This is a genomic window from Sphingobacterium micropteri, from assembly GCF_014692515.1.
Taxonomy (GTDB): domain Bacteria; phylum Bacteroidota; class Bacteroidia; order Sphingobacteriales; family Sphingobacteriaceae; genus Sphingobacterium; species Sphingobacterium micropteri.
In genome coordinates this window covers 136,044-158,826 of record NZ_JACOIK010000002.1, presented here as the reverse complement: position 1 = coordinate 158,826, position 22,783 = coordinate 136,044, and the positions used below count along the sequence as shown (strand labels likewise).

Genomic DNA, 22,783 nt, shown 5'->3' with positions numbered 1-22,783 from the left:
TTTTTAACTATTGTTTGCTTGTTCTTTCAAATCCTGGATATCCTGTTCGTCAAAACGTGTCGCCTCGATGATCAGGGAGTTTTGCGTTACAATGCCGAGCAACCGCTTCTCTTCTCCATCCACCACGGCAATCGGCGAGCGCGTTGCCGATATCAACGGCAGCATCTCCTCCACGGTAACATCCGTCGTAACTGAAGGCACATCCGTCAACAAAATACGATGCACCGTCTTCTCCTGCGCCTTGGCACTCTGTACCGCGTCTTTCACCCATACAAAGCCCATAAATACCTGCTGGTCGTTCACCACGGGCAATACATCCAGCCCCGTTGTACGCATTTTCCGCAGTGTTCCCTCCGGCCCATCCTTCCCCAGCCGCACCACGGTCGGTTTATCATGCATCAAGGTTCCCGCTGTAATGATCGTCTTCCGGTCCACTTTTTTTACAAATGCTTCCACATATTCCGTCGCCGGATTCGTTAAAATCTCTTCCGCCGTACCGATCTGTTCAATAACACCATCTTTCATAATCGCAATCCGCTCCCCTAATTTGATCGCCTCATCCAGATCATGCGTAATGAATACAATCGTTTTTTTCAGCTTCTCCTGCAGCGCGAGCAATTCATCCTGCATCTCGGTTTTGATGAGTGGATCAAGTGCCGAAAAAGCCTCATCCATCAAGAGCACCTCGGGCGAGTTCGTCAATGCGCGGGCTAGCCCTACCCGCTGTTGCATACCCCCGGAAAGCTGCGCCGGAAATTGATTCTCGAAACCCCTTAGGCCAACCGTGTCCAATGCATTTTGTGCCTTTTCTTTCCGCACTTCCGCATCCTCTCCACGAATTTCCAGACCAAAGGCCACATTTTCTATAATGGTGCGGTGCGGCAGCAATCCAAATTTCTGAAACACCATACTCATCTCTGTACGCCGAACATCCAGGAGTTCCTTGTGCGTTTTACGCGTGATGTCATCGCCATTGATATAAATACTTCCGGCCGTAGGTTCAATCAAACGGTTCAGACAGCGAAGCAAGGTCGATTTACCACTTCCCGATAGGCCCATGATCACAAAGAATTCATTTTCGAAAATCTCAAAACTTGCCCCGTTCACGCCTACCGTGCACTGTGTAGCTTCCAGAATTTCCTTTTTGCTTTTACCTTGCTTCAGCATTTCCAAAGCCTTCTCTTTCTTTCTGCCAAAAATCAATACCAGATCTTCAATTTTTATTTTTACGGGTCTATTCTCGTCCATGTGTATTCTATATTTTACACCCATTCCGATATGGGTTATATAACAAAAAAAGTCCTATATGACTTCTACTTAAAAAAGTGCATTGACTTTCAATATGATTTATATTGCGCGGATTATAGGTTTGAAGGAGGTGACAACTTCACTGTTCTGAGCGTTCTCAGATGAAGCAGGAAAAAAAGAAATCTCGTTGTTAGCCGTTTTCTATGATCCTTCATTCGTACAAAGATACGAAAAATTAATTTATCGGAATTTTCGGCGGATTTAGTCATGGCATAGTTCTTGCCAAGAGGCAAGTACGAAATTAAAATAAATTTTGAATTATCTAAACAAACAACAATAAATTTATGTGTGGAATCGTAGGCTACGTAGGTAGCAAACCCGCTTATCCTATACTCATATCCGGCTTACAGCGTCTGGAATATAGAGGGTACGACAGTGCTGGTGTCGCACTTCTTGTGGATAACAAACTACAAGTATTTAAAAAAGAAGGCAAGGTTGCAGCCCTAGAAGGGTTGGTCGGCGAACAACAACCCCTTTCCACTATCGGCATCGGCCACACGCGCTGGGCTACGCACGGCGAACCTTGCGACCGAAATGCGCACCCCCACCTTTCCAACGACGGTACTATTGCCATGATCCATAATGGTATTATCGAAAACTATGCGCAGTTGAAAGCCGAGTTGGAGAAGAAAGGCTACACCTTCAAGAGTGATACAGACTCCGAAGTACTGGTTAATTTTATAGCCGACATACGCCTGCATAATAATTGCTCGTTAGAAGAAGCTATCCGGATCGCTTTGAAGCGTATTACCGGCGCCTATGTGATTCTGCTTCTGGACAACGAGATGCCCGATACCATCATCGCCGCCCGGAAAGGATCCCCTTTAGTAATCGGCGTCGGCGAAAATGAGCATTTCTTAGGATCAGATGCTTCACCGATGTTGGCCTATACGAAAGACGTCGTGTATATAAATGACTACGAAATGGTCATCGTCCGTCCAGACGAACTGATTCTGAAGAATTTAGTTAATGAAAAGTTAACACCATTCGTACAACGCCTAGACTTAGATTTGGCGGCCATTGAAAAAGGTGGTTATGAGCATTTCATGCTAAAAGAAATTTTCGAACAGCCCCAAACTATATTCGATTCCTTCCGGGGACGGCTGGATGTGGACCAGCCCCTATTGACCTTAAGTGGGCTCGAGACGATTAAGGATAAATTATTGGCGGCACGACGCATCATCATTGTAGCCTGCGGTACCAGCTGGCATGCAGGTCTTTTAGCCGAATACCTGATCGAAGAGCTTTGCCGTGTAAATGTGGAGGTCGAATACGCGTCGGAATTCCGGTACCGTAATCCGATTATCGATGAAAACGATGTGATTATCGCCGTATCCCAGAGCGGTGAAACCGCCGATACCCTGGTCGCATTGGAAAATGCTAAAAAACAGGGCGCGACTATTTTCGGCATCGTGAATGTCGTTGGTTCTTCTATCGCGCGCATGGCCGATGCGGGCGCTTATACGCACGCTGGCCCGGAGATCGGGGTGGCGAGCACCAAAGCCTTTACCGCCCAGCTTGTCGTGTTGGAACTCTTCGCACTCAAACTTGCAGAGATGAAAGGCACGATCAGTACAGCCCGTTTACGGGAGTTGACCGCCGCTCTGCATGCCGTTCCTGAACAAGTGCAGTGGATATTAGACAACCAATTGGAAAACATTAAGCAAGTTGCTGCGAAATACAAAGATGCACGCGATTTTCTATTCTTAGGCAGAGGATATAATTTCCCTATTGCGTTAGAGGGTGCCTTGAAATTAAAAGAGATTTCCTACATACACGCTGAAGGTTATCCAGCGGCAGAAATGAAACACGGCCCTATTGCTTTGGTGGATGAAAACTTGCCTGTTGTGTTCGTAGCTACCCAAGATCCGTTTTACGAAAAGGTGGTGAGTAATATGCAAGAAATCCGGGCCCGAAAAGGGCGCTTAATCGCTGTTGTATCCGAGGGAGATACCGTGGCTGAGCAACTCGCAGAAGATGTATTGACCGTACCAAAATCGCACGAGATGATTTCGCCTTTATTAGCTGTTATTCCTTTACAGCTACTATCCTATTATGTCGGCATCGAATTGCAGCTTGATGTAGATAAGCCACGGAACTTGGCAAAATCGGTAACTGTAGAATAGCTGGCCGATTGTCCATCAAACTGGCCGATGTGGCAACACGTCGGCCAATACTATGCAACCTACCTAGTACTCCCGTTGGAATGTCCGGAAAGACGATCGCAGGCCAAACGTAAAAATCGCCGCGTGCTGGTAATCACCCGTCACCGTATTTTTGTTACGACGATCAATTAAGCCTAATTCCCAACGGAGGTTATACTTTGGATTCATGACATACGAAAAACGAAGCTCATGATAAAACAAGTTGTTGAGATTTCCCTGTGCTATGCGGAAGCCATCTGCGGTAATCTCCTCCTTAAAGAGGTCGACGCCTACATTATCGCTATCCGTTGGATCCAATCCGTAGCGTGCATACATCGTTTGGCCATACACTTCCCATCGGTTCCAACGATAGGTGGCAATCCCTAATACCTCCCGGAAATTCGCACCTCTAGGATGTGCTAATGCTTCCCCATTGCTCGTATAGTTGATGCGGTTGTTCGGATGCTGATACGTATAAGGAGCTGCCTGATTATACTCCGCCGTCACATTCAAGTTCGCGACATCAAACAGATCATACGTTTTTCCTCCCAGCTGGAAGGCCATCCGATGGTTGTCACTGCTTCCAAAACCAAACTTGGAGATATCGTCTGCATACAGCTGCCCATAAAAGACATATTTTTGCCAAGGTTGGTATTTCACATTGAGTCCTAAGCCGCCATTTGCTTTTCCACCCGCACCTTTATTTTTCTGTGCCCATATCAAGGAATGGAAGAGCCCAAGCGAGACCTTGTCACCTGCCCGGTAATCCACATACTGAAAAGCCCCATACTTAACCCCATTTCCCAAGCGACCTGAAAGCGGATCTTGAATGTCAGTTACACGCGGGTTTCTTAAATCATTCATATACGCCCATATCGAATGGTACTGCCAACGCCCAACCGTACCCGATAAGCGCGCATGGGTGTAGTTATACGGATTATCGGAGATTAAGACCGATCGATATCCTTCGCCGATATGGAGTTTATCATAGGCTAAAGTCACTTGCAATGCATCCGCAAAATGATAACTCATGTTTGCCGTCGCACTCATCCAGTCATATTTTCCGGTGTTTAGGTTTTTCGAAAACCCCTGTCCCGGCAAATTACCGATCCTTAAAGCGGTACTATCGATAAAGCTCGCGTAGCGCGCCTGGTTCTCGTAGAAACTAACAAATAAGGAAAACTTATTATTGACCGAAAGACCCGCCTGCGCACCCCTTGTATTCGTCCACAAAGTTTTGCTGTTCGTTCCACGTTCTGCCCCGATAATAAAATCAGGCATAAAATCCAGGTAAAACATATGGTCGTCTTTCACAACTTCTATCAAATGCTCCTGAAAAAGCTTACGATATCCCCAGCTTCGGGTGGTATCCGGTTGCATGATGGCGTGCCGCGGGTCTATATTTGTCCCCACAAAAGGCTTTACGGCGGTATGAGTTAAACTATCTGCATATATCTCCCCCATGTTCCGCTGGTACTGCTCGTAGGAATAGGGTTGGTAATGTATCTGCGATATACCTGCTTTCGCGAATAACAAACCCACGACCAGCAATATTAGCTGTATATATTTCATCTTTTTATTCTAGCTATAGTCCCAAAAAGTACTATTTTATTTTTAGGGATGTACCATACAAAAAGTATACCTATAAAAAATCCCGATGCTTTCCATAACATCGGGATTCCTGTTTTTATCCTCTAATCTTCGGCTTATTACCCTTGCCTTTGATGATATTCCAAAGCCGTTTACGCAAGGAAACCTCCTGCGTTTCGCCGTAACCGTAGCCATAGCCGTAACCATAACCATAACCGCGCTTGAAGTCTACATCGTTGACGACAACCGCCATGTTATTCAATTTACCCTCTTCGTAGAGTTCTTTCGGAATGTTCAATAAGCGCCTGTCCAAGTAGTTAGCACGCGTAACATAGATAGTCATATCCGCGTGTTCGGCAATCAGCAAGGTATCGGTTACCATACTCACCGGCGCCGTATCCACGATCACATAATCGTATTGCATGCGGCCATAGGCAATCAAATCCGCAAAATGACCGTTCATGAGCAACTCTGCCGGGTTCGGCGCAATATAGCCCGAATAGATAATATCAAAATTATAGGGAGCCGGTTTCTGAATCACGATGTTGGAAACCGACATGTCCGGATTAACAAGATATTGCGTAATCCCGATATTTGTGTGTTGTAAATGTGATAGACCTAAGTAATCCAACACTTTGGGCGAGCGAATGTCCGCACCCACCAATAAAACTTTCTTACCTGACATCGATAGAATCTTGGCCAAGTTTGTCGCGATAAACGATTTACCCTCGCCTGAAGTGGTCGAGGTTACATATAAAACTGCCGATTCGTTTTTCTTACTTGCCCCCAACATGAAGGAGATATTCGTTCGTAAGATACGGATCGCTTCTGCCAGCGAGGAACGGTCATTTTCTTCAATAATCGGATGGTCAGAAGCCGGGATTTCACCCAAAATTGGAGCGCGAAGCGCTTCCTCGATATCTTTACGCGAGTGGACTTTATTATCCAATAAGAATTTCAGATAAAGGACAGCAAATGGGATTAAAAAACCCACAATCATGGCTCCCAACATCACGATCATTTTACGTGGAGCAACTGGCACTTTAAAACCATACGCTTCGTCCACAATCTTCAAGTTTGCCGGTGTAGCCGCTGCTTTAATCTCTGTTTCTTCTCGTTTTTGCAACAAGAACAAATACAAGGTTTCCACAATCTGTTGCTGACGAGAAATATCTTTAAAACCACGTTCCTGATTTGGCAATTGATTGAGTTTACCTTCAAACTTACTCTTCTGGCCTTGTAGAGCGTCTACATTCCCCTGCAACACCTTTCTATAGTTGTCTAACGAGATTTGTAAATTCTTATTGATTTGTGCAATGTTATTGTTTAGTCGCCGCACCACCGGGTTGTCCGGTGTAGCCGATTTAAGTAAATCATCCCGTTCTAATACCAACTCATTGTAACTGTTTATATTGGATTGTATCGACGGATCTGTTAAACCAATGTTGGATGGCAAAAGGTTATATTCAGTACTCAACGTAGCTTCTCGCATCATATCAGCCAAGCTCAGCTGTGTCTGGTATTCGACCAGTTTCTGCTCGTTAGCCGTCGCATTCTGCATATACAAACGCGCTTCCTCCTGCATATCCATCAAGCTGTTACGGTCCTTAAAATCAGCCACTTTAGAATCCGCTTCCGCCAGATCCTGTGAGATGAGTTCTAAACGAGAAGTAATAAACTTTGAGGTAGCCCGTGTTACCTGCGCTTTGTCGTGGGTAACATCTTGATTATATTGGTCGATGAGCGAATTTAAGATCAATTCTGCTTTAGCAATCAGCGGATAATCCATGGAAAAATTGACCAAAAAAGACTGCGTTTCTTTATTAGGTGTAATCTGCACTGCATTCCGCAAAACGTCTACCGTGATATCTGAAGGGATATAGCTGACTTGCAAATCACCTTCCCAAAGCTTGTTGCCCTCCTGCGGAACCAAGCTAATCGGCCCCAGCGGGGTTTCTAACTTGCTTCCTAAGGTATATTCCCTTATCCCCTCTAGCTCATCTTTTATTCTATAACTATCGCCCTTCTTGGTTACGGTAAAGGTATAAGAAATCGAATCTAAGCGTACATGATTCGATTCGAGTAACATTACTTTCAACGGTGATTGGTGTTCCAATACTTCGGCGGATTTTATATTTCCCTTCATGTGATAGGAAAGATAAAGTCGATTTGTATCCACCACTTTACGCATGAGTCGACGGGAGCGCAAGACTTCCATCTGATCATTGACGAAAGCCGTCGATGAACTTCCCATACCCGAAAGTGTTGCCAATTCAGCCAGCCCAGCCATCTCGCCGGAAGCCTGTTTTTCATCCTGTAAGAGGATCTTGGCATTCACATTATAAATACGTTCTGCGTAGCGCAGATACACGAATGCAATAAAAAGACAGGCAACGACCGAAATTAGGAACCACTTCCAATAAAAGGCATATTGTTCAAAAAGCTGTTTGAGGTTTAACTCCTGTTCGTCGGATTCTTTTACTTGGGGATAAGCCGTATTCTTCATAGATGCTTTCTTCTTCTCTAATTTTTTAGCGGGTAGCCACCGATATAACGGTGATAATCAAACCTATAACGGACACAAAAACCGAGGTGGTCTGTGTGTATTTTGAGGTCTGTATACGTGCCCCATTCGGTTCTACATACACGACATCGTTCTGCGTGAGATAATACGCTGGAGAATTCAAAGATTCCCTTTTTGTCAAATCCAATCTAAATTCCTCTTTCTTGCCATCCTGTTCACGAATTAATAAAACATTCTTCCGCTCCCCGTAGATCGTCATATCTCCCGCTAAGCCCAATGCCTCCAAAATCGTCAACCGGTCGTTTTCAATCGTAAACGTTCCAGGACGTGCTACCTCACCCAGGACGGTCACCCGGAAATTACGAACGACCATCGAAATACCGGGATCAACAATATATTTACTCACTTCCTGCCGTAACAAGTCCATTGCTTGCGTCCGAGTTCTGCCCGCCAATCTAATCTTGCCCACTTTTGGAAAATCAATCTCGCCATTGACATCAATAGCATAAGTGGGAATGAATGGATTTGTTGCTTGGATAGCTCCGGCGCTTCCTTGATAAGGAGATACTTGATTAAACGGTATTGTTGCCCGTACATCGTCAGCCGTCACAGAAATGGCCAAGATATCCCCTGATTGTAATTTTGGCGCATTCAGCTCATAAAGCGTATTCAACTCCACTGAATCGGACTGAAGATAAACCAAATTCTTTTTACTTGCACAGGATGTACACAACAAAACAACAACGGTGAGCAAGGCTAATACTGATCCTAAGACACGTTTAGACATATTTTTTACTTTTATATGGGATTGCAACTGCAAAAAGCTTTCCAAAATTAATTTCGAGCAAAAATAGTGTTTTATTCCTAATCATACCCAGTAATATCGTATTTTGTTATGAACGTTTATTCAGAAAATAATCAACCGGCCACGTATAGTCATCGTTTTTTGCATTGTCTATACCATAATCTGCAAATACCAACAATTCACTTTCCGGCTCTAGGGCCTGAAATGCGGTACCATAACCCGCCGGTACATGTAGCACCTGCTGTTCAGCTGCTTTTAATATAAGTTTCTCTATGGGCAAATTAGGGGACGTCTTGTCCCAATCATCAATCCGCACCAAATTCACTACAAATGCCCCTGACAGCACATGGAACCAGCGCTGCTCTATACGATGTGCCCTCCAACCACGGATCAACTCTGTATCTATATTCTTGATAATATAAAAGCGCTTTACCTCTGTCATATCAAAATCGTTGACAAACCTAATCTGCCCGCGATGGTCTTTCAAAATTCCCCCTATTATGGCTTTTACAATGTTTTTTTTCATTATTACATTTTTACGGTTACATCTTTGACACACAAATATTTACGGATAAGCCATGTTTTTAGAACTAAATACGCCACGCTCAACCCAACCAGCAGTAAAAGTGCAAATATCCATTGCGTGGTGATATCCTTATCGGCAAATTGGATCACAGCTAGACCGATAAAAAACTGTATTACTCCATATAAAAAGGAGATCAATAGCTTATTGACGCCAGCTTCATTCCCTAGGAACTGATATAGGTGTGAGCGGTGTGCTTCAAAGATATTTTCTCTTAAGTATAGGCGCCGGACAATGGTCCATACCGTATCGACACCGTAAACGGTTAAGAATAGAAAATAAAGGAGATTACCGGTTTTGATAATGAGTGCACCCAAACCAAAAAGCAAAATATAAGCGATGGCTACAGACCCCACATCCCCTGCGAAACATTTCGCTTTCGCTCGGAAGTTGAAAAAGGCAAATACTAACACGCCAAACATGGTATAAACCAATAAATCCTGCGCGACAAAACCAATCTCTTTGTTAACGAGCATGAGCAAACCACCTACAGCGAGGCTATAACAGGCCGTAATACCGTTAATCCCATCCATAAAATTGTAGGCATTAATAACCCCTACGACAATAATAAAGGTAATCAGCAGGAAATACCAGGACATCTCGAATACTTCTAACTGATAGGCCATCAACAATACGGAAGAAAAATGTATCAGCAATCGGATTTTATTAGACAGTGTAAAAATATCATCTAAGAAAGAAACAACTGTCATCATCGTTAACCCCAGGAAAAACCAAGGGTATTGAAAACCCGAAAGGAAAAAATAGATAAGCGCACCCAAATAAAAGATGATACCACCCCCACGCAAGGTGATGGTGGTGTGGGAGGAACGCTCATTGGGTCTGTCAATAATATCAAATCGATCGGCTATTTTAAAATACAGTAGCTCTAAAATAAACAATGCAATGAGTAAAAATATATATATCATGATTCGTTGTTAATCGCTAACTTTTCATTATCCAGTTTCGCAAAAATAGAGTTTTGTGATTTAAATTCCGGCACAATTTCCTTCATTAGAGCTACTAATTGTTGTTTCTGCTGGTAAGGGTGCACTTGTTTTACCAGTGCGCATAACATTTCTATTTTCTTTTTCTTTTCTACAACGTCCACTGTGTTGACCTTGGCGATCATGATTTTTTGGTGGTGCGTCTTTTCAGTATTTTCATTATTTGCTAGCAGTTCTTCAAATATTTTCTCCCCCGGGCGTAAACCAACAATCTTGATATCAATGTCGCTTGGGTATTCTAATCCCTTCAGCCGTATCATCTGTTTCGCCAAGTCTATGATCTTAACTGGCTTGCCCATATCAAACACGAATACCTCTCCTCCCGTACCCATTGTGCCCGCCTCCTGTACCAATTGACAGGCTTCTGGAATAGTCATAAAATATCGGGTAATATCGGGATGTGTTAACGTTAGCGGTCCTCCCGCTTTAATTTGTTTGTCAAATAAAGGGATGACCGACCCATTCGACCCTAGCACATTTCCAAACCGCGTTACTATATAATTTGTAGACGATACCTTGTTCAATGCCGTGACGGATATTTCTGCAATACGTTTCGTTGCCCCCATCACGTTGGTAGGATTTACGGCCTTATCCGTCGAAACCATCACGAATTTTTCTACACCGTATTTGCTAGCCAATGACGCTACATTATACGATCCCCAAACGTTTGTAAGTATCGCTTCATAGGGGTTTGCTTCCATCAGCGGTACATGTTTATAGGCAGCCGCATGAAATACCATTTGTGGTTTATATTGCTGAAATACCGATTCCATAAATATTTCATCGCGCACATTCCCCACGACAAAATCGAAACGATCGAAATGAGGATACGCTTTAAGTTCCTGCTGTACATCATATAATGCCGATTCTGCATGATCTAACACAACGAGTTTGTTACAAGCTGAACGCCCTATCTGGCGGACTAATTCCGAACCAATGGAACCTGCACCTCCCGTAATCAAAACGACCTTACGCTTCAGTTCCTGTTCGACCGTCGCGTTACTTAATTCAATAGGTTTACGTCCTAGCAAGTCTTCTACTTTTAGTGTACGTATCTGTCGCGTTGCTACCTCTCCAGCCAACATACGCGCAGAGTTAGGAATAATTTTAACCTTCAAAGGTAATGGTTCGGCCTGCTTAAAAACATGCTGTAGCCGCTCTGGACGGTGGTCATCGATGGCGATAATGAGTTCTCGGGGCATACCATTTTTCTCCATAAAATCAGCGTTCAGATTAGTGATGTGCTGTATCTTAAAACCTTGCACCCGTTTCCCTATACGTGTAGGATTATCGTCCATCAGTGCTACCACCCGATATTTATTGCGGGTACTCGCCCGTAGAAAATAGAACGTTGTGTTACCCATATTGCCCGCGCCAAAGAGAATCACCGGAATGGCGTCATTTTTATTATTCCAGAAGAGCGCATGGTAAAGTGAACGATAAACTATACGCATGAAACACAGGAAAAAACCAGCCATAAACGCATGCAAGAGCAACTGCGTGTGCGATATCTTCCCGAAAACAGGGAATAATGAGAATGACAGTGCAGGCCATTCGATCAGCCGCGCGAATACCGCCAAAACAACAAATGCAGCTACAACGGCACTTGCTATTCTTTGTAAATCCCGTAGACCTGTACGGTGGATAACGCCCTGATAGGGTTGAAAAATCAAAAAGAAAATAAAATAAACGCCCGTTATAGCTAGCAGCTGGGAAGACAATGGCTGCCAATCGATCTCGCCCCCTTGCTTGAACACCAAATAATAGCAGAGTATAAACGTACTCCACACCACCCACATATCAATCAATAAAATGAGCCACCGTGGCTTATTGCCTCTTAGTTTGTCTCTCAGCATTATTTTTTCAAAAGGTTGCTTTACGTGAGCAAATTTCACACCAATATATCAGGAAATAATGTTAACTTCTTATAAAGGACTTAATAGTCTTCTCCAACCCCTCTTTTGCTGTCAGCGGTAATTTATCAATTCCTAAAATCTGCTTGATTTTTTTATTGGAAACCATGTACGATTCTGTCAGCTTCTTCAGTCGCTCAGAATTTAATGGTAACGGTAACACATCGCCCATTTTTACCACACCTTTAATAACCCCTGTTGGTATAGACCAGAGTTTAGGGTTCTTACCTAACACCTCTGAGATCAACGTCACTAACTCATTCGTCGATAAGGCGTCGTCATCTGCAAAATTGTACACACCGGATTGCAATTGTTGATTTACGAGCATTTGCTCTATCAAATAGCTCAGGTTGTCTATGCTTAAAAAAGAACGTTCGTTATGGAATGCTGCCAAAGGCCAAGGAATACCTTTTTCCACGACGTTATACAACAGATTTAAGTTTCCTTTGTTTCCCGGGCCGTGGATCATACAGGGGCGGATGATAAACAAACGCTTATCTTTCGGCAGCGCTTGTGCCAGTAAATACTGTTCAGCTTCCAATTTTGACTTCCCATATGGAGTGTATGGACTGCTCTGCACATCCTCTTTCAGCACGCCTTCTACAGTATCTGCTACGGCTTTAACCGAACTGAAATAAAAGAAGTCTCGAATGTTCGATTTTAAGAATAACTTGAACAGTTCTATCGTTAAATCACGATTAACTTTAAAATACTCTTGCTCGGAGGAAGTATTGGTGGTATCATGTGCTTTTCCAGCAAGGTGTACAATAGCAGCAGCATCCTGGTCTACATGGGTTTGCCAGAGGTCGTTGCGCAGAGAAAGCCTCTTGACGTCATATTGCCTCCCTATTAAATATTTCTGTAAGTTCTGCCCCACAAAGCCAGAGGCACCGGTGATGATAATGGTCATATTTTTTTGAGAAAACTGCGTGATTCATTTGTGGTATGGACAAAATCGACTTGCCAACGCGCTTCCCATGTATTCCCGGGGGCAAGGTTCACAATTCCTTTTTTATTTACTAACTGTTGATCATGATATTCGCAATCTGCTATACCAGCCCACGGCTCTAAGCAGATAAAATTTGCATTTTTAGCCGCCCATAATCCAAAATATTCGAAGCCCTGAAATGCAAAGCTTAGTTGTTGTTCATTCTGATTATTTGACAAGATCACCGCTCGACTTTTTAGGTCTTTAATAATCAATGCGTCATCGTAAAATAATGAATATGAAAGCGCCAGTCTATTTTCCTCTAAGGGGAGCTTTTGACTATCCATATTTATCAAATTATCTTGCAACTTGTGTACACTTAAGAGACGGTCATCAGGGAAAATAAGCCGATAGTCATCGTATTTTATTCTATCATCTACTCGAATAGTAAATGCGGGATGTCCACCTAAAGAAAAAAAAATTGGACTATCGTCAGAATAGTTATTTACTTGATAGGTACATGTCAGTCCATTCTCCGATAATCCATACAACACTTTCAAATCAAATGCAAAAGGGTAAATAGAAAAGGTATCTCCATCGTCTCGCAGAACGAATTCGATAAGATGGTCTTCATGTCGTTGTATTTCAAACGTACTATCTCGGGCGAACCCATGTCTTGACATAGTATAGTATTTCCCTCCATAGGTATAGGTATTGCCTTTCAATGCGCCTACAATCGGAAAGAGCACAGGGCTCGTTTTTGACCAATAAGTTGGATCCGCCTGCCACATAAGTTCTTGAGAAGTTGGCTTATGAAATAATGATCTCAGTTCGGCACCTTTGGAATCAAAAGAAGCTTTCCAGTAGATATTTTCTATATTATACATTTTACTTCTCATTTCCTTTCTTCATCAAACGATCTTCCTCCATATATATTAAAGAAAGAATCAGATAAAATCTAACATCTTCCAAACCACTCTAGTATCGATTCGGAATGGACTGAAAACGACATCATTCATTCGCAACGCTTTCTTTATCTCCTCAGAAACCTTTTTATAGCTCTTCCAACCAGAAGAGCTCACACCTCCTACTAGCATTTTATGGGTAGTAATGCCAGAATATTTCCAAGAAATACTATTCTTTAGAAAATAACGGATAATCAATTCGTAGTCTGCTGCAATTTTAAAATCGATTGCATAATAGCCTAACCTGTCAAAAAGCTGCTTCTTAAAGAAAATAGCCGGATGGGGGGGCATGAAACCTATTTTCAGTTTCTCTGGACTCCATTTCTTCGCACCGTATTCCCGAATAATTTTACCATCCTCCTTATGTTGTACAATATCTCCTATGCTTGCATCCACAGGATTGGTCTGTAAAAATTCTGCTATGCGTTGAATAACAGTATCATCAGCAAAAGTATCGTCGGCATTAACAATACAGATATAATCTCCGGTTGCCATTTTGATGCCTTTATTCATAGCATCATACAATCCTTTATCCTGCTCAGAAACCCAATTTGTTACCGTATCCGGATATTTTTTCACAATATCTAAGGTAGTATCTTTGGATTTACCGTCTACGATAATATATTCAATATTTCCATAAGTCTGCGATGCCACAGATTGAATGGTTTTTTCTATGGTTGCCGCAGAGTTCCAGCAGACGGTAATAATAGAAATCTTTAAATTCATAAAAACATCAAACTAATATTGTATATATTCAGTAATACTATTATAGTACTTCTTAAATAAGTTCTTTTGATAACTGTTGATGTCCTCAATATTTCTATATTCCTGACTTGCGACCGAAAATTGCTTTCTACTTCGATATGAATAACTTTCTGAGTGCCACCAAAAAATACCTTTTGCTCTTACATCTTTATACCTTGTTTCGTTTATCAGATTTACAGCTTCCTTAAAGTATTCCAAAGGAATTAATTCATTTCCTGCATTTTTAATTTTTGATGGAGTTCTATGCCAAACGAAAGGATAAACGGGAAGATTGTATTTTTTGCCCATTTCTAATGCCTGTAAAAGTTTATTCCTCATATAATTATTATTTCCCTTTTTGTATCTCTCCTCAGGATTATAGACATAGAGAGAAGGAGCTATAAAATCCTGTTCTTTAACAAGGTCTTCTAGGTAGCTGTTTTGGGAGCGAAACTTTTCAATAGTTCCGGAATATGTTAGGCTCAATATATGATAAAAACCCCATTTGACATTTGGACGAAGACTTTTTGCAAGCCGAATAGCTCTAATGAAATCTTTTTTATATTCATCAACTTTTTGCTTATTTGTTTGTTCTCTAAAGTTCTTTATCGCATCACCTTCCCAATCTAGAACACAAAAACCTGAAGAATGTTTAGATGGAAATTTTTTTAAAATTTGCTCCCGTAGTTTTCTTTCATCTAATTTGTTGTTAGTTACAAAAAATTGCTGATATATTATATTGAATTCTGAAATATTATTTTCATTGATAAACGACTCTTGTCCTTTGATATCGGGATCCCTCAAAAAATAGATCTCAAGTTTCCTTGTCTGCCCGAAAGCAGCTATTGAAAAAAAAGCCGCAAGTATAAATAAAAACTTAACTTTCATGTATTTATCATTTAATTAATAAATCGTACTCTAATCTTTAGGGCAGGATTCCCTTGATAAATCCCAAATTTTTCAGAGCTTCTATTTAGCACAGAATTTACCGCAATGATAGAATGTTCTGCAACGGTTACATTTGGACATACAACAGCTTTTGCTCCAACCCAGCTACCAGTCTCCAATGTTATACTTCCAACAATTAAATCAAAACTGGTTTTCTTGTAATTATGATTACCACATAGTAGCATTGCTCCTTGCGATACACAAACATTATCCATTATTATTACATCAGCTAAATTATCTATCCAAACTTTTTCACCAATCCAAACATGGTCTCCTATTTTCAATTTCCATGGATATTTAATATTAACGCCCGGCTTTATAGTTACTCCTTTGCCTATTTTTGCACCAAAAGACCTCAATAATAAGACTTTTATATAGCTACTAGGGTTTAAAGGGTTTATAAAAAAGAGTACATTAAAAAAATACCACACAATCACTTTAAGCCTATTCCCGGGACGATAGAAGTCATTGTTATATGTTGACAAATCTACATGTTTCATACTAATCAATGTTGACAAAACTAGGTATTTCTGTTATTTCTCCACATATCCATTTATACAATTCTTTTGTTTGTATTGCGACTTTGTCCCAAGTGTACTTCTCCGTAACTAATTTAAACCCATTAGTTCCTATTTGATGTCTATCCGAATCGCTCATTTTAAACAATTTGATTAATTTGAACGCTATATTATGCACATCTAACTCCAGCTCTACCGCAGCATTAGACGTAAATCCATCCTGCAAATTGCAATATTTAGTCATAAGAACAGGTAATTTATATGACCATGCTTCGAGTACTGTCATAGGAAGCCCTTCACTATAAGAGGGCAGAATAAATGCATCAGCCTGTAAGAAAACTTTTTCTTTTTCTTCGTCAAAAACGGGGCCAACGAATTCAAAATATTCGCCTAGAAAGTTCTTTTTTACTTTATCTATTAAATACTGTTGATGATCATCCTGATCCCATCCAGCAATCTGTATAACCCAATTTTCTATTTCCGAACATCGCTCAGAAATAACTATCATTAAAGCATCGACAATTAATTCTATGCCTTTTTTCGGGTGAATCCTCCCAAGATACAATAACTTTTTTTTATCATTGGTAGATTTTTTGGTAGTCGTTTTAGATAATGAAGAAAGCTCTGGCTTAATATCTATACCATTTGGAATTATAGCGATTGGCTGTTTTAAACCAAAGGACCTTATAGCCTTATATTCTTCATAGTTCAATGCATGAATACAATCAGCATGTTTCAAATTTGAATACTCATACAAAAATCCTACAGCTTTCTTTTTAAAGGACGAATTTTGCACCGCCCAACCATCCAACATCCCATGCGGTTGTATAATTACTTTTACATTCTTTTTACGTTTCAATCGTAAGACTTCATTGGAATAATACATCCATATCCCTTGTTGATGTATTATATCTGGACTGTAATTTACAAGTTTCTCTCTCAAATTTAACGAGAAACCTATTTTTTTTAAAACATTATTTTCAATGTTATATTCTACAAGATCAACAGACTTGCTAAAAGCCCTCACATCATTTTTTGAAAATTCATCATAAAAACCAAATACGGCTATTTTGTATTCCCTATACTGCGCAAGTTTATTTACAATGCTAGTAATCGTAAAAAATAAGCCTCCTGCTTTTCTTGAATTCACACCGGTTATGAACGCTATACGATTATCCATTGAGAAGTTGTCTAAGAGTTAAAATTTGAGCATTAGTATTGTAGTACCTATCGACTTCATTTACACAATTTGTTTGAAACACAGAACGATTTCCTGACAAAATATTTTCAATTTTTTTTGCTAAGTCTGACACATCTCCCTGTTGATAAAAAAACCCAGTTACACCATTCACTATAATCTCAAACTCAGGCATCTGTTCAGAAAAATTATTATGAGAAATTACCGGGCATCCGTATGTCATCGCATGAATTCCGGTTAAACCAACATTTCCGGGAGAGACACAACAAGCACTATTAAAATAGATTTCAGCAATTACTTCTTCTTCATAACAAGCTCCGTAAAAATAAACGTGATTTTTAATGCCTAACTCCTCTACCATATCGACTAACTTATCCCCTTCCTTTCCCTCGCCGAGTATCAAGACATTTAGATTTACTGATCTGTCCAGTAATATTTTAAGGGACTTAATAAGTAATTCTAATTTTTTCTCTTTAGTAAGCCTTCCTGTAAATGTCACTACTGGATAATCATTTCCGAATAGCCGCTTAAATATATTTGTATTAGTCAATCTTTGTCTAATATTTATTTGATCATCATAATTCAATGAATTATATACAACCACTAATTTCCTCGGATCAAAGCCTTCTTTGATCATTAATTCCTTCGCATAATTTCCGTACAATAATATCTTAGAGCCCAATGTAAAGTATAGTTTCTTCAGTATTTTCTTTCCGACCGATTCGTTTCCGTACCACCCATGGGTCCATAGATAGGTTCTTTTCCCAAGTAATCTGTTAATTAGCAAAATAACCCAACTAGATAAACAATGAGGTTCGCCTGTTATTATGTAGTTTTTATATTTCTGGAAACACAGATTAATTGAATTAGAAATCCAATTGATACTTCTAAAAAGCTTGATAGTAGAAAGTTCCTTTACATTTGTTGTTATTAAGACGTAGTCCATCTTTTCAATTTTCCCATCTCCACTCGTACCAAAGAAGAAATCACATTCAAATTCTTCACTCATCTTTTTATATATCTCTGTACGATAATGAGGAGCATAATTAAAAATACAACAAACTTTTTTTTCCATGACTGATATTTAAGGAATACAACAATTTAATTTCCCATGCATTAACCAAAGACATATGGCATTACCCCGTACCTATTACTCACAACATAGTAAAGAAAATATATAATTCCATAGGCAATTGTAAAGAACGTCAACTCAATTTTTCTTTTATTAACTGACAGATCGATGGTGTTTACAATAACGAGAATCTCAAATATTGACAAATAAATCGAAAAACGAGAAATTTGCGGCACAGAGAGGAAAAGGCAGGTGATAATCATGCTAAACCAAATTAGTTTCAATTGTAAACTACTAATTCTGTGTCCACTCCTGTATATTTGACTATAAAGATAGATATAGAAGGTTAATTTCGGCAGAAGAAACAGGTAACTTGCAAATCGATTAAACTCTGCGTCTAAATTGTAGTTCATATAGTTTGCATATTTTTCAAAAGGAAGATATGCTAAGTATTGTCTCGCGACATCCATAATTCCAGAAAAACCAAGGATGAAGCTTCCTATAAAGGTCGTCACATACCATCGTAACGAAAAATTTACTTTATTCAACAATAGTACTAGAAGGATTAAGGATAAGCTAGAATAATGAAAAATCCCCGCACAACAAATTGCTATAATAGCTCCTCTCATCTTATTTCTTTCAAAATAATAAACACTCAATGTGAAAAAAGAAACAGCTATTGCTTGCCTCATAATACTATAAGAAAAAAAATAATAAAACAACAGAAAGTATAATAGAATCGCCAAGATAGGATTGCTTGTATCTTTTTTAAAAACATGGAATAATGGAAAGATTGTTAAACAAGAAGAAACGACAAGCACCATTTTGAAATCGCCAAAATATTCTTGAATAAGTAAATTAAGAAATAACCAACCGACCTCAATCTTTCTTAATAGATAAGAGTAATTCCGAGCACTAATCTCATATAAAAAAGACAAATAATATCCCATGGAATCCACGCCAACACTAAGATCTCTCAAAGAGGAAAAAATCACTAACGTAGTCGCCAAAAACAAAGTGTTTTTAACCCTTAACGCTAATAAAAAAAGGATAATTATTAATATAAAGACGTATATCGCCATGCTTAATTACCAAATAAATTTGCTATACTATCTTTCAACAGTTTTCTTTGTGTTATCGAGACAGCCATAGTTTCGAGGTTTATATTATACATATTATTTTGGATAAATTCCAAATTAGCCAACATCACCCGTTGAAACAATAGTGAATCCAAACCGATTGTTTCAAAAATTTCATGTATTTTCTTTGTTTTCAAATTATCATCTAAAACTCCAAGCGGAATTGCCCCAAATACAAGCCCAAGTAAAATTACGTGTAACCTGTTACTTAATAGCATAGCAAAGTTCTGATAAACGTCAATATCGTTCCATAATAAGCATCCATCTCGAAAAGACACTCCTTCGGTGGAGTTATAGCGTTCGTACAACCTTTGATTATATTCTCGATCGCGATCAACTTGATAAAAGAAAATAATTTCATATCCCTCTTTCAGCCAAAAATTCACCATCATGTCGATCGACTCTTCAATATTAAGATGATTTTCAGATGAGTTTAAATCTCGAAATGAAATACCTATTTTTTGTCTCTCCGCAAATAATCTAACGTCGTTAGTTCTTAATCCAAAACACATATCCGGAACATACCCAACATTTTTAATCCCCAGATTTTGGAGCGAATTTACATTTTTCGAACTTCTGCTAAGAATTCTCTCAATATTGCCGCTAAAGATTCTTAACCAGAATCTATCTAACCAATGTTGCGTTTGAATATCATTTCCTATTAAATAAGATCTAACCTTTTTCAGCCGAAATAATGAATAAATGAATCCAAAAAATAAATTTTTTAGAAAAACATTTTTATTTCCACCAGAACCAAATGGACCTGGACTTTTAAAAATATAATCTATACGGACGTTGGAAAAGAAAAACAATATAGCTCCGATTCCTTTAAAACTATACTTCGTTAAGTCCTCCAATAGAAAAACATTAGTTGTGCTTTCTAAAAGCTTTTCTTTAAATTCATCTGGAACATTTCGAGTATCTAAATACAGATCAACGTAATTTGACAATTCATATATCAAGCATTTATTAATTAACAAATCCCCTACATTATCATATTGCGTAGCAACAATAAAAATAGCCTTTTTCCTCATGATGATTGTATCTCTCGTAATCTTTTAACAAACGCTTTATAATTCGTATTTGCGTTGAAGTTTTTTTGCCAAACGGCTTTAACCGATGCTCTATCTAAATTGGCTTCTAACAATTGGTTTATAGCAGACACTACTTCTTCCTCGCTAGGATGCGACGTAAGTAACAATCCCGTCTCTTTAGTTACAATTTCTCCGCTTCCTCCAACATCTGTAGCTATAACTGGAATACCAAAGGACTGTGCTTCCATAATAGAAACAGGTATCCCTTCTGAACTACTTAAATTAATAAAAATTGTTACAGGTTTTTCTTCATAATACTTATAAATATGAGTATTTGGAACAGCTCCGTTTAGAAACGTGTTCAGGTTGGGTAAATGAGAAATACTTTTCTTAATATTATGTAAATTAGGACCATCTCCGAAGTGTGTCCAATTAATTTCTTTATCTGGATTATCCTTTGCCAATCTCATTACACAGTCTGCGATAAATTCTACTCTTTTCATAGGGTCTATTCTAGACACCGAGACAATATATAAAGTATTACTGTCTTCTACATCTGGCGCTAATTGGTTCCGGTCAAATACACCGAGCTTTGAAAGTTCAACTTTACCTTTAACATCATATCGAGATTCGATGTATTTCTTACCATTTTCAGAAATGGGAAACAAGCGGTCTATTTGTTTTAAAATCAAACTCCTATAAGGCCAAAATTTGGGTGTAGAAGGTAATCCTTCGTATAAATCATAACGATGTGCTCGAGAAATTATCTTAAAGTTTACTTTTGTTCTATTCTTAATTTTCATAAAAGCACATGTCGCTTCTGCAAACCAATAAGTATAAATCAAATCATTTGTTTTAAATAAAAATTTTCCAAAATACTTTTCATAACAAATAACGCTAGAAACAAACTGAAAAATACGAAGTATATCGCCGACTCCATTTATCTTATGTCTGTGTCTAAATATTGTTTTCCAAAAGTAGTTACTAAAAAAAGTTTGCATTGCTCTCTTTTTTTTATTCTGAAAATGAAAAGAAAATTCTTTATCAATCTCAACATTCGCGGGAACAGTTCTAACCTCACTTCCTATCTCGGACGGAACGATAAGAACATTTTTGAATCCATCTCCTAAAAAATTAATTTCGGCTTCTAAAAAAGCTTCCGTTTTAAAAAAGGGAAACCTTCTTGTTATAAGAATTATTCTATTTGACATTGATTATCCTTTCATAAATTTTTATTAATTCCACCACATTATACTTAATAGTATTTTTATAAGAAACGACAGATTTGTCGCCCGATAAAGATGATTCAAGTTGAACTAACATATGTTTCATAGCTTGAGTTAAATGCTGAGAATTAGTATTCTCGTATACGACTCCATTTAAATAGTTTATTGGTTCAAAGAGTCCTCCAACTTTTGATACTACCAGTTTTTTTCCAAAGGCAAGAGCTGTCATCACGACTCCACTTTGTGAAGCATCTTCATATGGACATACAACAAAACGGCAACCTCTTATTAGATTTGCCATTTCATCATTAGGTATAAAACGATCATCAATAATGACTCCTTCAACCTCATGTAACGCATCTGGTATTCTATAATTATAAACGCTTTTACCTGCTATTAAAAGCTTCATGTTGGGAAATTCCTTCTTAAGATCTCGAAAAGCAAAAATAAGTTTCTCTATCCCCTTATAAGCTGAGATCCTTCCAAAAAAAAGAATATAGTCCTCTCTCTGGATTTCACTCGTTTGCTCATATTTTGTATAAAAGGTATATGGTGTTAAAGATAATACCGACGGTTTTTTATGATAATTCTCAGAAAATATTCTAGCAGAAAAATTCGAATATGTAATAAACCCATTAGCTAAGCCATAGTAACATTTTCGAATGATGTTACGTCGCATATTCTTTTCCCCTGTATGTGCAACTGGATCATGTACATCTATTAATATTTTCTTCTTACGTATAAAAAAACTTAACCATATTAATTCGATGCTTATGTCGTCAAAATGAATGAGGTCTATTTGTAGCCTTTTAAGATATTTATAAAGAGCAAGATTATACTGAATATTCTTAAATGACATCCATTTCTCTGGAGAAAAAGAAAACAAAAAAGATGCACAAGATTCAATATATTCTTCAAAATAAGGTGCATCTTGTATTTGATCTGAAATATCCCCCAATGTGTACAACTTATTTTTAATGAAAGGTATCTTTCTTTTAAGCTTAAAAATCGTACCCGATGTTCGATTCTCCGGACAGACAACTAGCACATGTAATTCCACATGTTTACTCAATTCCTTAATATATTCTATAGAGAAATCTAAAAACCAAGGGTATGTAACATACAACACTCTCATGAATT

Annotated in this window: 19 protein-coding genes; 1 reads left to right on the top strand and 18 read right to left on the bottom strand. The window is 39.0% G+C overall.

The features are described 5' to 3' along the window. Window positions 1–3: 3 nt before the first annotated feature. Complete coding sequence (locus H8B06_RS03255; RefSeq protein WP_190992859.1) at window positions 4–1,248, bottom strand: quaternary amine ABC transporter ATP-binding protein; 1,245 nt, start codon at window positions 1,246–1,248, stop codon at window positions 4–6. 344 nt (window positions 1,249–1,592) lie between these two features. Here H8B06_RS03255 and glmS point away from each other — a divergent pair, with 344 nt between their 5' ends. After that, the gene (gene glmS / locus H8B06_RS03250; protein ID WP_190992858.1) at window positions 1,593–3,434 is read left to right on the top strand and encodes a glutamine--fructose-6-phosphate transaminase (isomerizing); all 1,842 of its coding nucleotides are present in this window, start codon (window positions 1,593–1,595) and stop codon (window positions 3,432–3,434) included. Window positions 3,435–3,497: 63 nt separating this feature from the next. On the opposite strand, the gene H8B06_RS03245 is transcribed toward glmS, so the two are convergent. The 17 genes from H8B06_RS03245 to H8B06_RS03165 all read right to left on the bottom strand — a co-directional run bounded on the left by H8B06_RS03245 (window position 3,498) and on the right by H8B06_RS03165 (window position 22,778). Next, entirely contained in the window at window positions 3,498–5,024 is a 1,527-nt protein-coding gene (locus H8B06_RS03245; protein ID WP_190992857.1) for a gliding motility protein RemB, read from the bottom strand. 115 nt (window positions 5,025–5,139) lie between these two features. Continuing rightward, window positions 5,140–7,548 (bottom strand): GumC family protein, encoded by a 2,409-nt coding sequence (locus H8B06_RS03240; RefSeq protein ID WP_190992856.1) that lies wholly within the window; start codon window positions 7,546–7,548, stop codon window positions 5,140–5,142. Between the two features lie 25 nt (window positions 7,549–7,573). Next, window positions 7,574–8,353 carry a polysaccharide biosynthesis/export family protein gene (locus H8B06_RS03235; RefSeq protein ID WP_190992855.1) on the bottom strand — a complete coding sequence of 260 codons (780 nt, stop codon included), beginning with the start codon at window positions 8,351–8,353 and terminating at the stop codon, window positions 7,574–7,576. Window positions 8,354–8,459: 106 nt separating this feature from the next. Next, window positions 8,460–8,897, bottom strand: a complete 438-nt coding sequence (locus tag H8B06_RS03230) for a WxcM-like domain-containing protein (protein WP_190992854.1) — start codon at window positions 8,895–8,897, stop codon at window positions 8,460–8,462. 2 nt (window positions 8,898–8,899) lie between these two features. Then, on the bottom strand, window positions 8,900–9,880 hold the full coding sequence (locus H8B06_RS03225) for an MraY family glycosyltransferase (RefSeq protein ID WP_190992853.1): 981 nt from the start codon (window positions 9,878–9,880) through the stop codon (window positions 8,900–8,902). Next, on the bottom strand, window positions 9,877–11,814 hold the full coding sequence (locus H8B06_RS03220) for a polysaccharide biosynthesis protein (RefSeq protein WP_190992851.1): 1,938 nt from the start codon (window positions 11,812–11,814) through the stop codon (window positions 9,877–9,879). The genes H8B06_RS03225 and H8B06_RS03220 overlap by 4 nt, the downstream gene beginning before the upstream one ends. 61 nt (window positions 11,815–11,875) lie before the next feature. Then, window positions 11,876–12,781 (bottom strand): NAD-dependent epimerase/dehydratase family protein, encoded by a 906-nt coding sequence (locus tag H8B06_RS03215; RefSeq protein WP_190992849.1) that lies wholly within the window; start codon window positions 12,779–12,781, stop codon window positions 11,876–11,878. Beyond that, window positions 12,778–13,686 carry an aldose 1-epimerase family protein gene (locus H8B06_RS03210; protein WP_190992847.1) on the bottom strand — a complete coding sequence of 303 codons (909 nt, stop codon included), beginning with the start codon at window positions 13,684–13,686 and terminating at the stop codon, window positions 12,778–12,780. Before H8B06_RS03210 ends, H8B06_RS03215 begins: the two co-directional genes overlap by 4 nt. 60 nt (window positions 13,687–13,746) lie before the next feature. Continuing rightward, on the bottom strand, window positions 13,747–14,490 hold the full coding sequence (locus H8B06_RS03205; RefSeq protein ID WP_190992845.1) for a glycosyltransferase family 2 protein: 744 nt from the start codon (window positions 14,488–14,490) through the stop codon (window positions 13,747–13,749). A gap of 12 nt (window positions 14,491–14,502) precedes the next feature. Beyond that, complete coding sequence (locus H8B06_RS03200) at window positions 14,503–15,396, bottom strand: hypothetical protein (protein WP_190992843.1); 894 nt, start codon at window positions 15,394–15,396, stop codon at window positions 14,503–14,505. Window positions 15,397–15,407: 11 nt separating this feature from the next. Beyond that, on the bottom strand, window positions 15,408–15,956 hold the full coding sequence (locus tag H8B06_RS03195) for a WcaF family extracellular polysaccharide biosynthesis acetyltransferase (RefSeq protein WP_190992842.1): 549 nt from the start codon (window positions 15,954–15,956) through the stop codon (window positions 15,408–15,410). A gap of 1 nt (window position 15,957) precedes the next feature. Further along, the gene (locus tag H8B06_RS03190; RefSeq protein WP_190992840.1) at window positions 15,958–17,154 is read right to left on the bottom strand and encodes a glycosyltransferase; all 1,197 of its coding nucleotides are present in this window, start codon (window positions 17,152–17,154) and stop codon (window positions 15,958–15,960) included. Next, window positions 17,147–18,247 carry a glycosyltransferase gene (locus H8B06_RS03185; protein WP_190992839.1) on the bottom strand — a complete coding sequence of 367 codons (1,101 nt, stop codon included), beginning with the start codon at window positions 18,245–18,247 and terminating at the stop codon, window positions 17,147–17,149. Before H8B06_RS03185 ends, H8B06_RS03190 begins: the two co-directional genes overlap by 8 nt. A gap of 41 nt (window positions 18,248–18,288) precedes the next feature. Next, window positions 18,289–19,326 (bottom strand): EpsG family protein, encoded by a 1,038-nt coding sequence (locus H8B06_RS20940; RefSeq protein ID WP_223857449.1) that lies wholly within the window; start codon window positions 19,324–19,326, stop codon window positions 18,289–18,291. Window positions 19,327–19,328: 2 nt separating this feature from the next. Then, on the bottom strand, window positions 19,329–20,417 hold the full coding sequence (locus H8B06_RS03175) for a polysaccharide pyruvyl transferase family protein (protein WP_190992836.1): 1,089 nt from the start codon (window positions 20,415–20,417) through the stop codon (window positions 19,329–19,331). Continuing rightward, entirely contained in the window at window positions 20,414–21,628 is a 1,215-nt protein-coding gene (locus tag H8B06_RS03170) for a glycosyltransferase (protein WP_190992834.1), read from the bottom strand. Before H8B06_RS03170 ends, H8B06_RS03175 begins: the two co-directional genes overlap by 4 nt. Next, window positions 21,618–22,778: a glycosyltransferase family 4 protein gene (locus H8B06_RS03165; protein WP_190992833.1), complete on the bottom strand. Its 1,161-nt coding sequence runs from the start codon at window positions 22,776–22,778 to the stop codon at window positions 21,618–21,620. Before H8B06_RS03165 ends, H8B06_RS03170 begins: the two co-directional genes overlap by 11 nt. Between the last annotated feature and the right edge of the window lie 5 nt (window positions 22,779–22,783).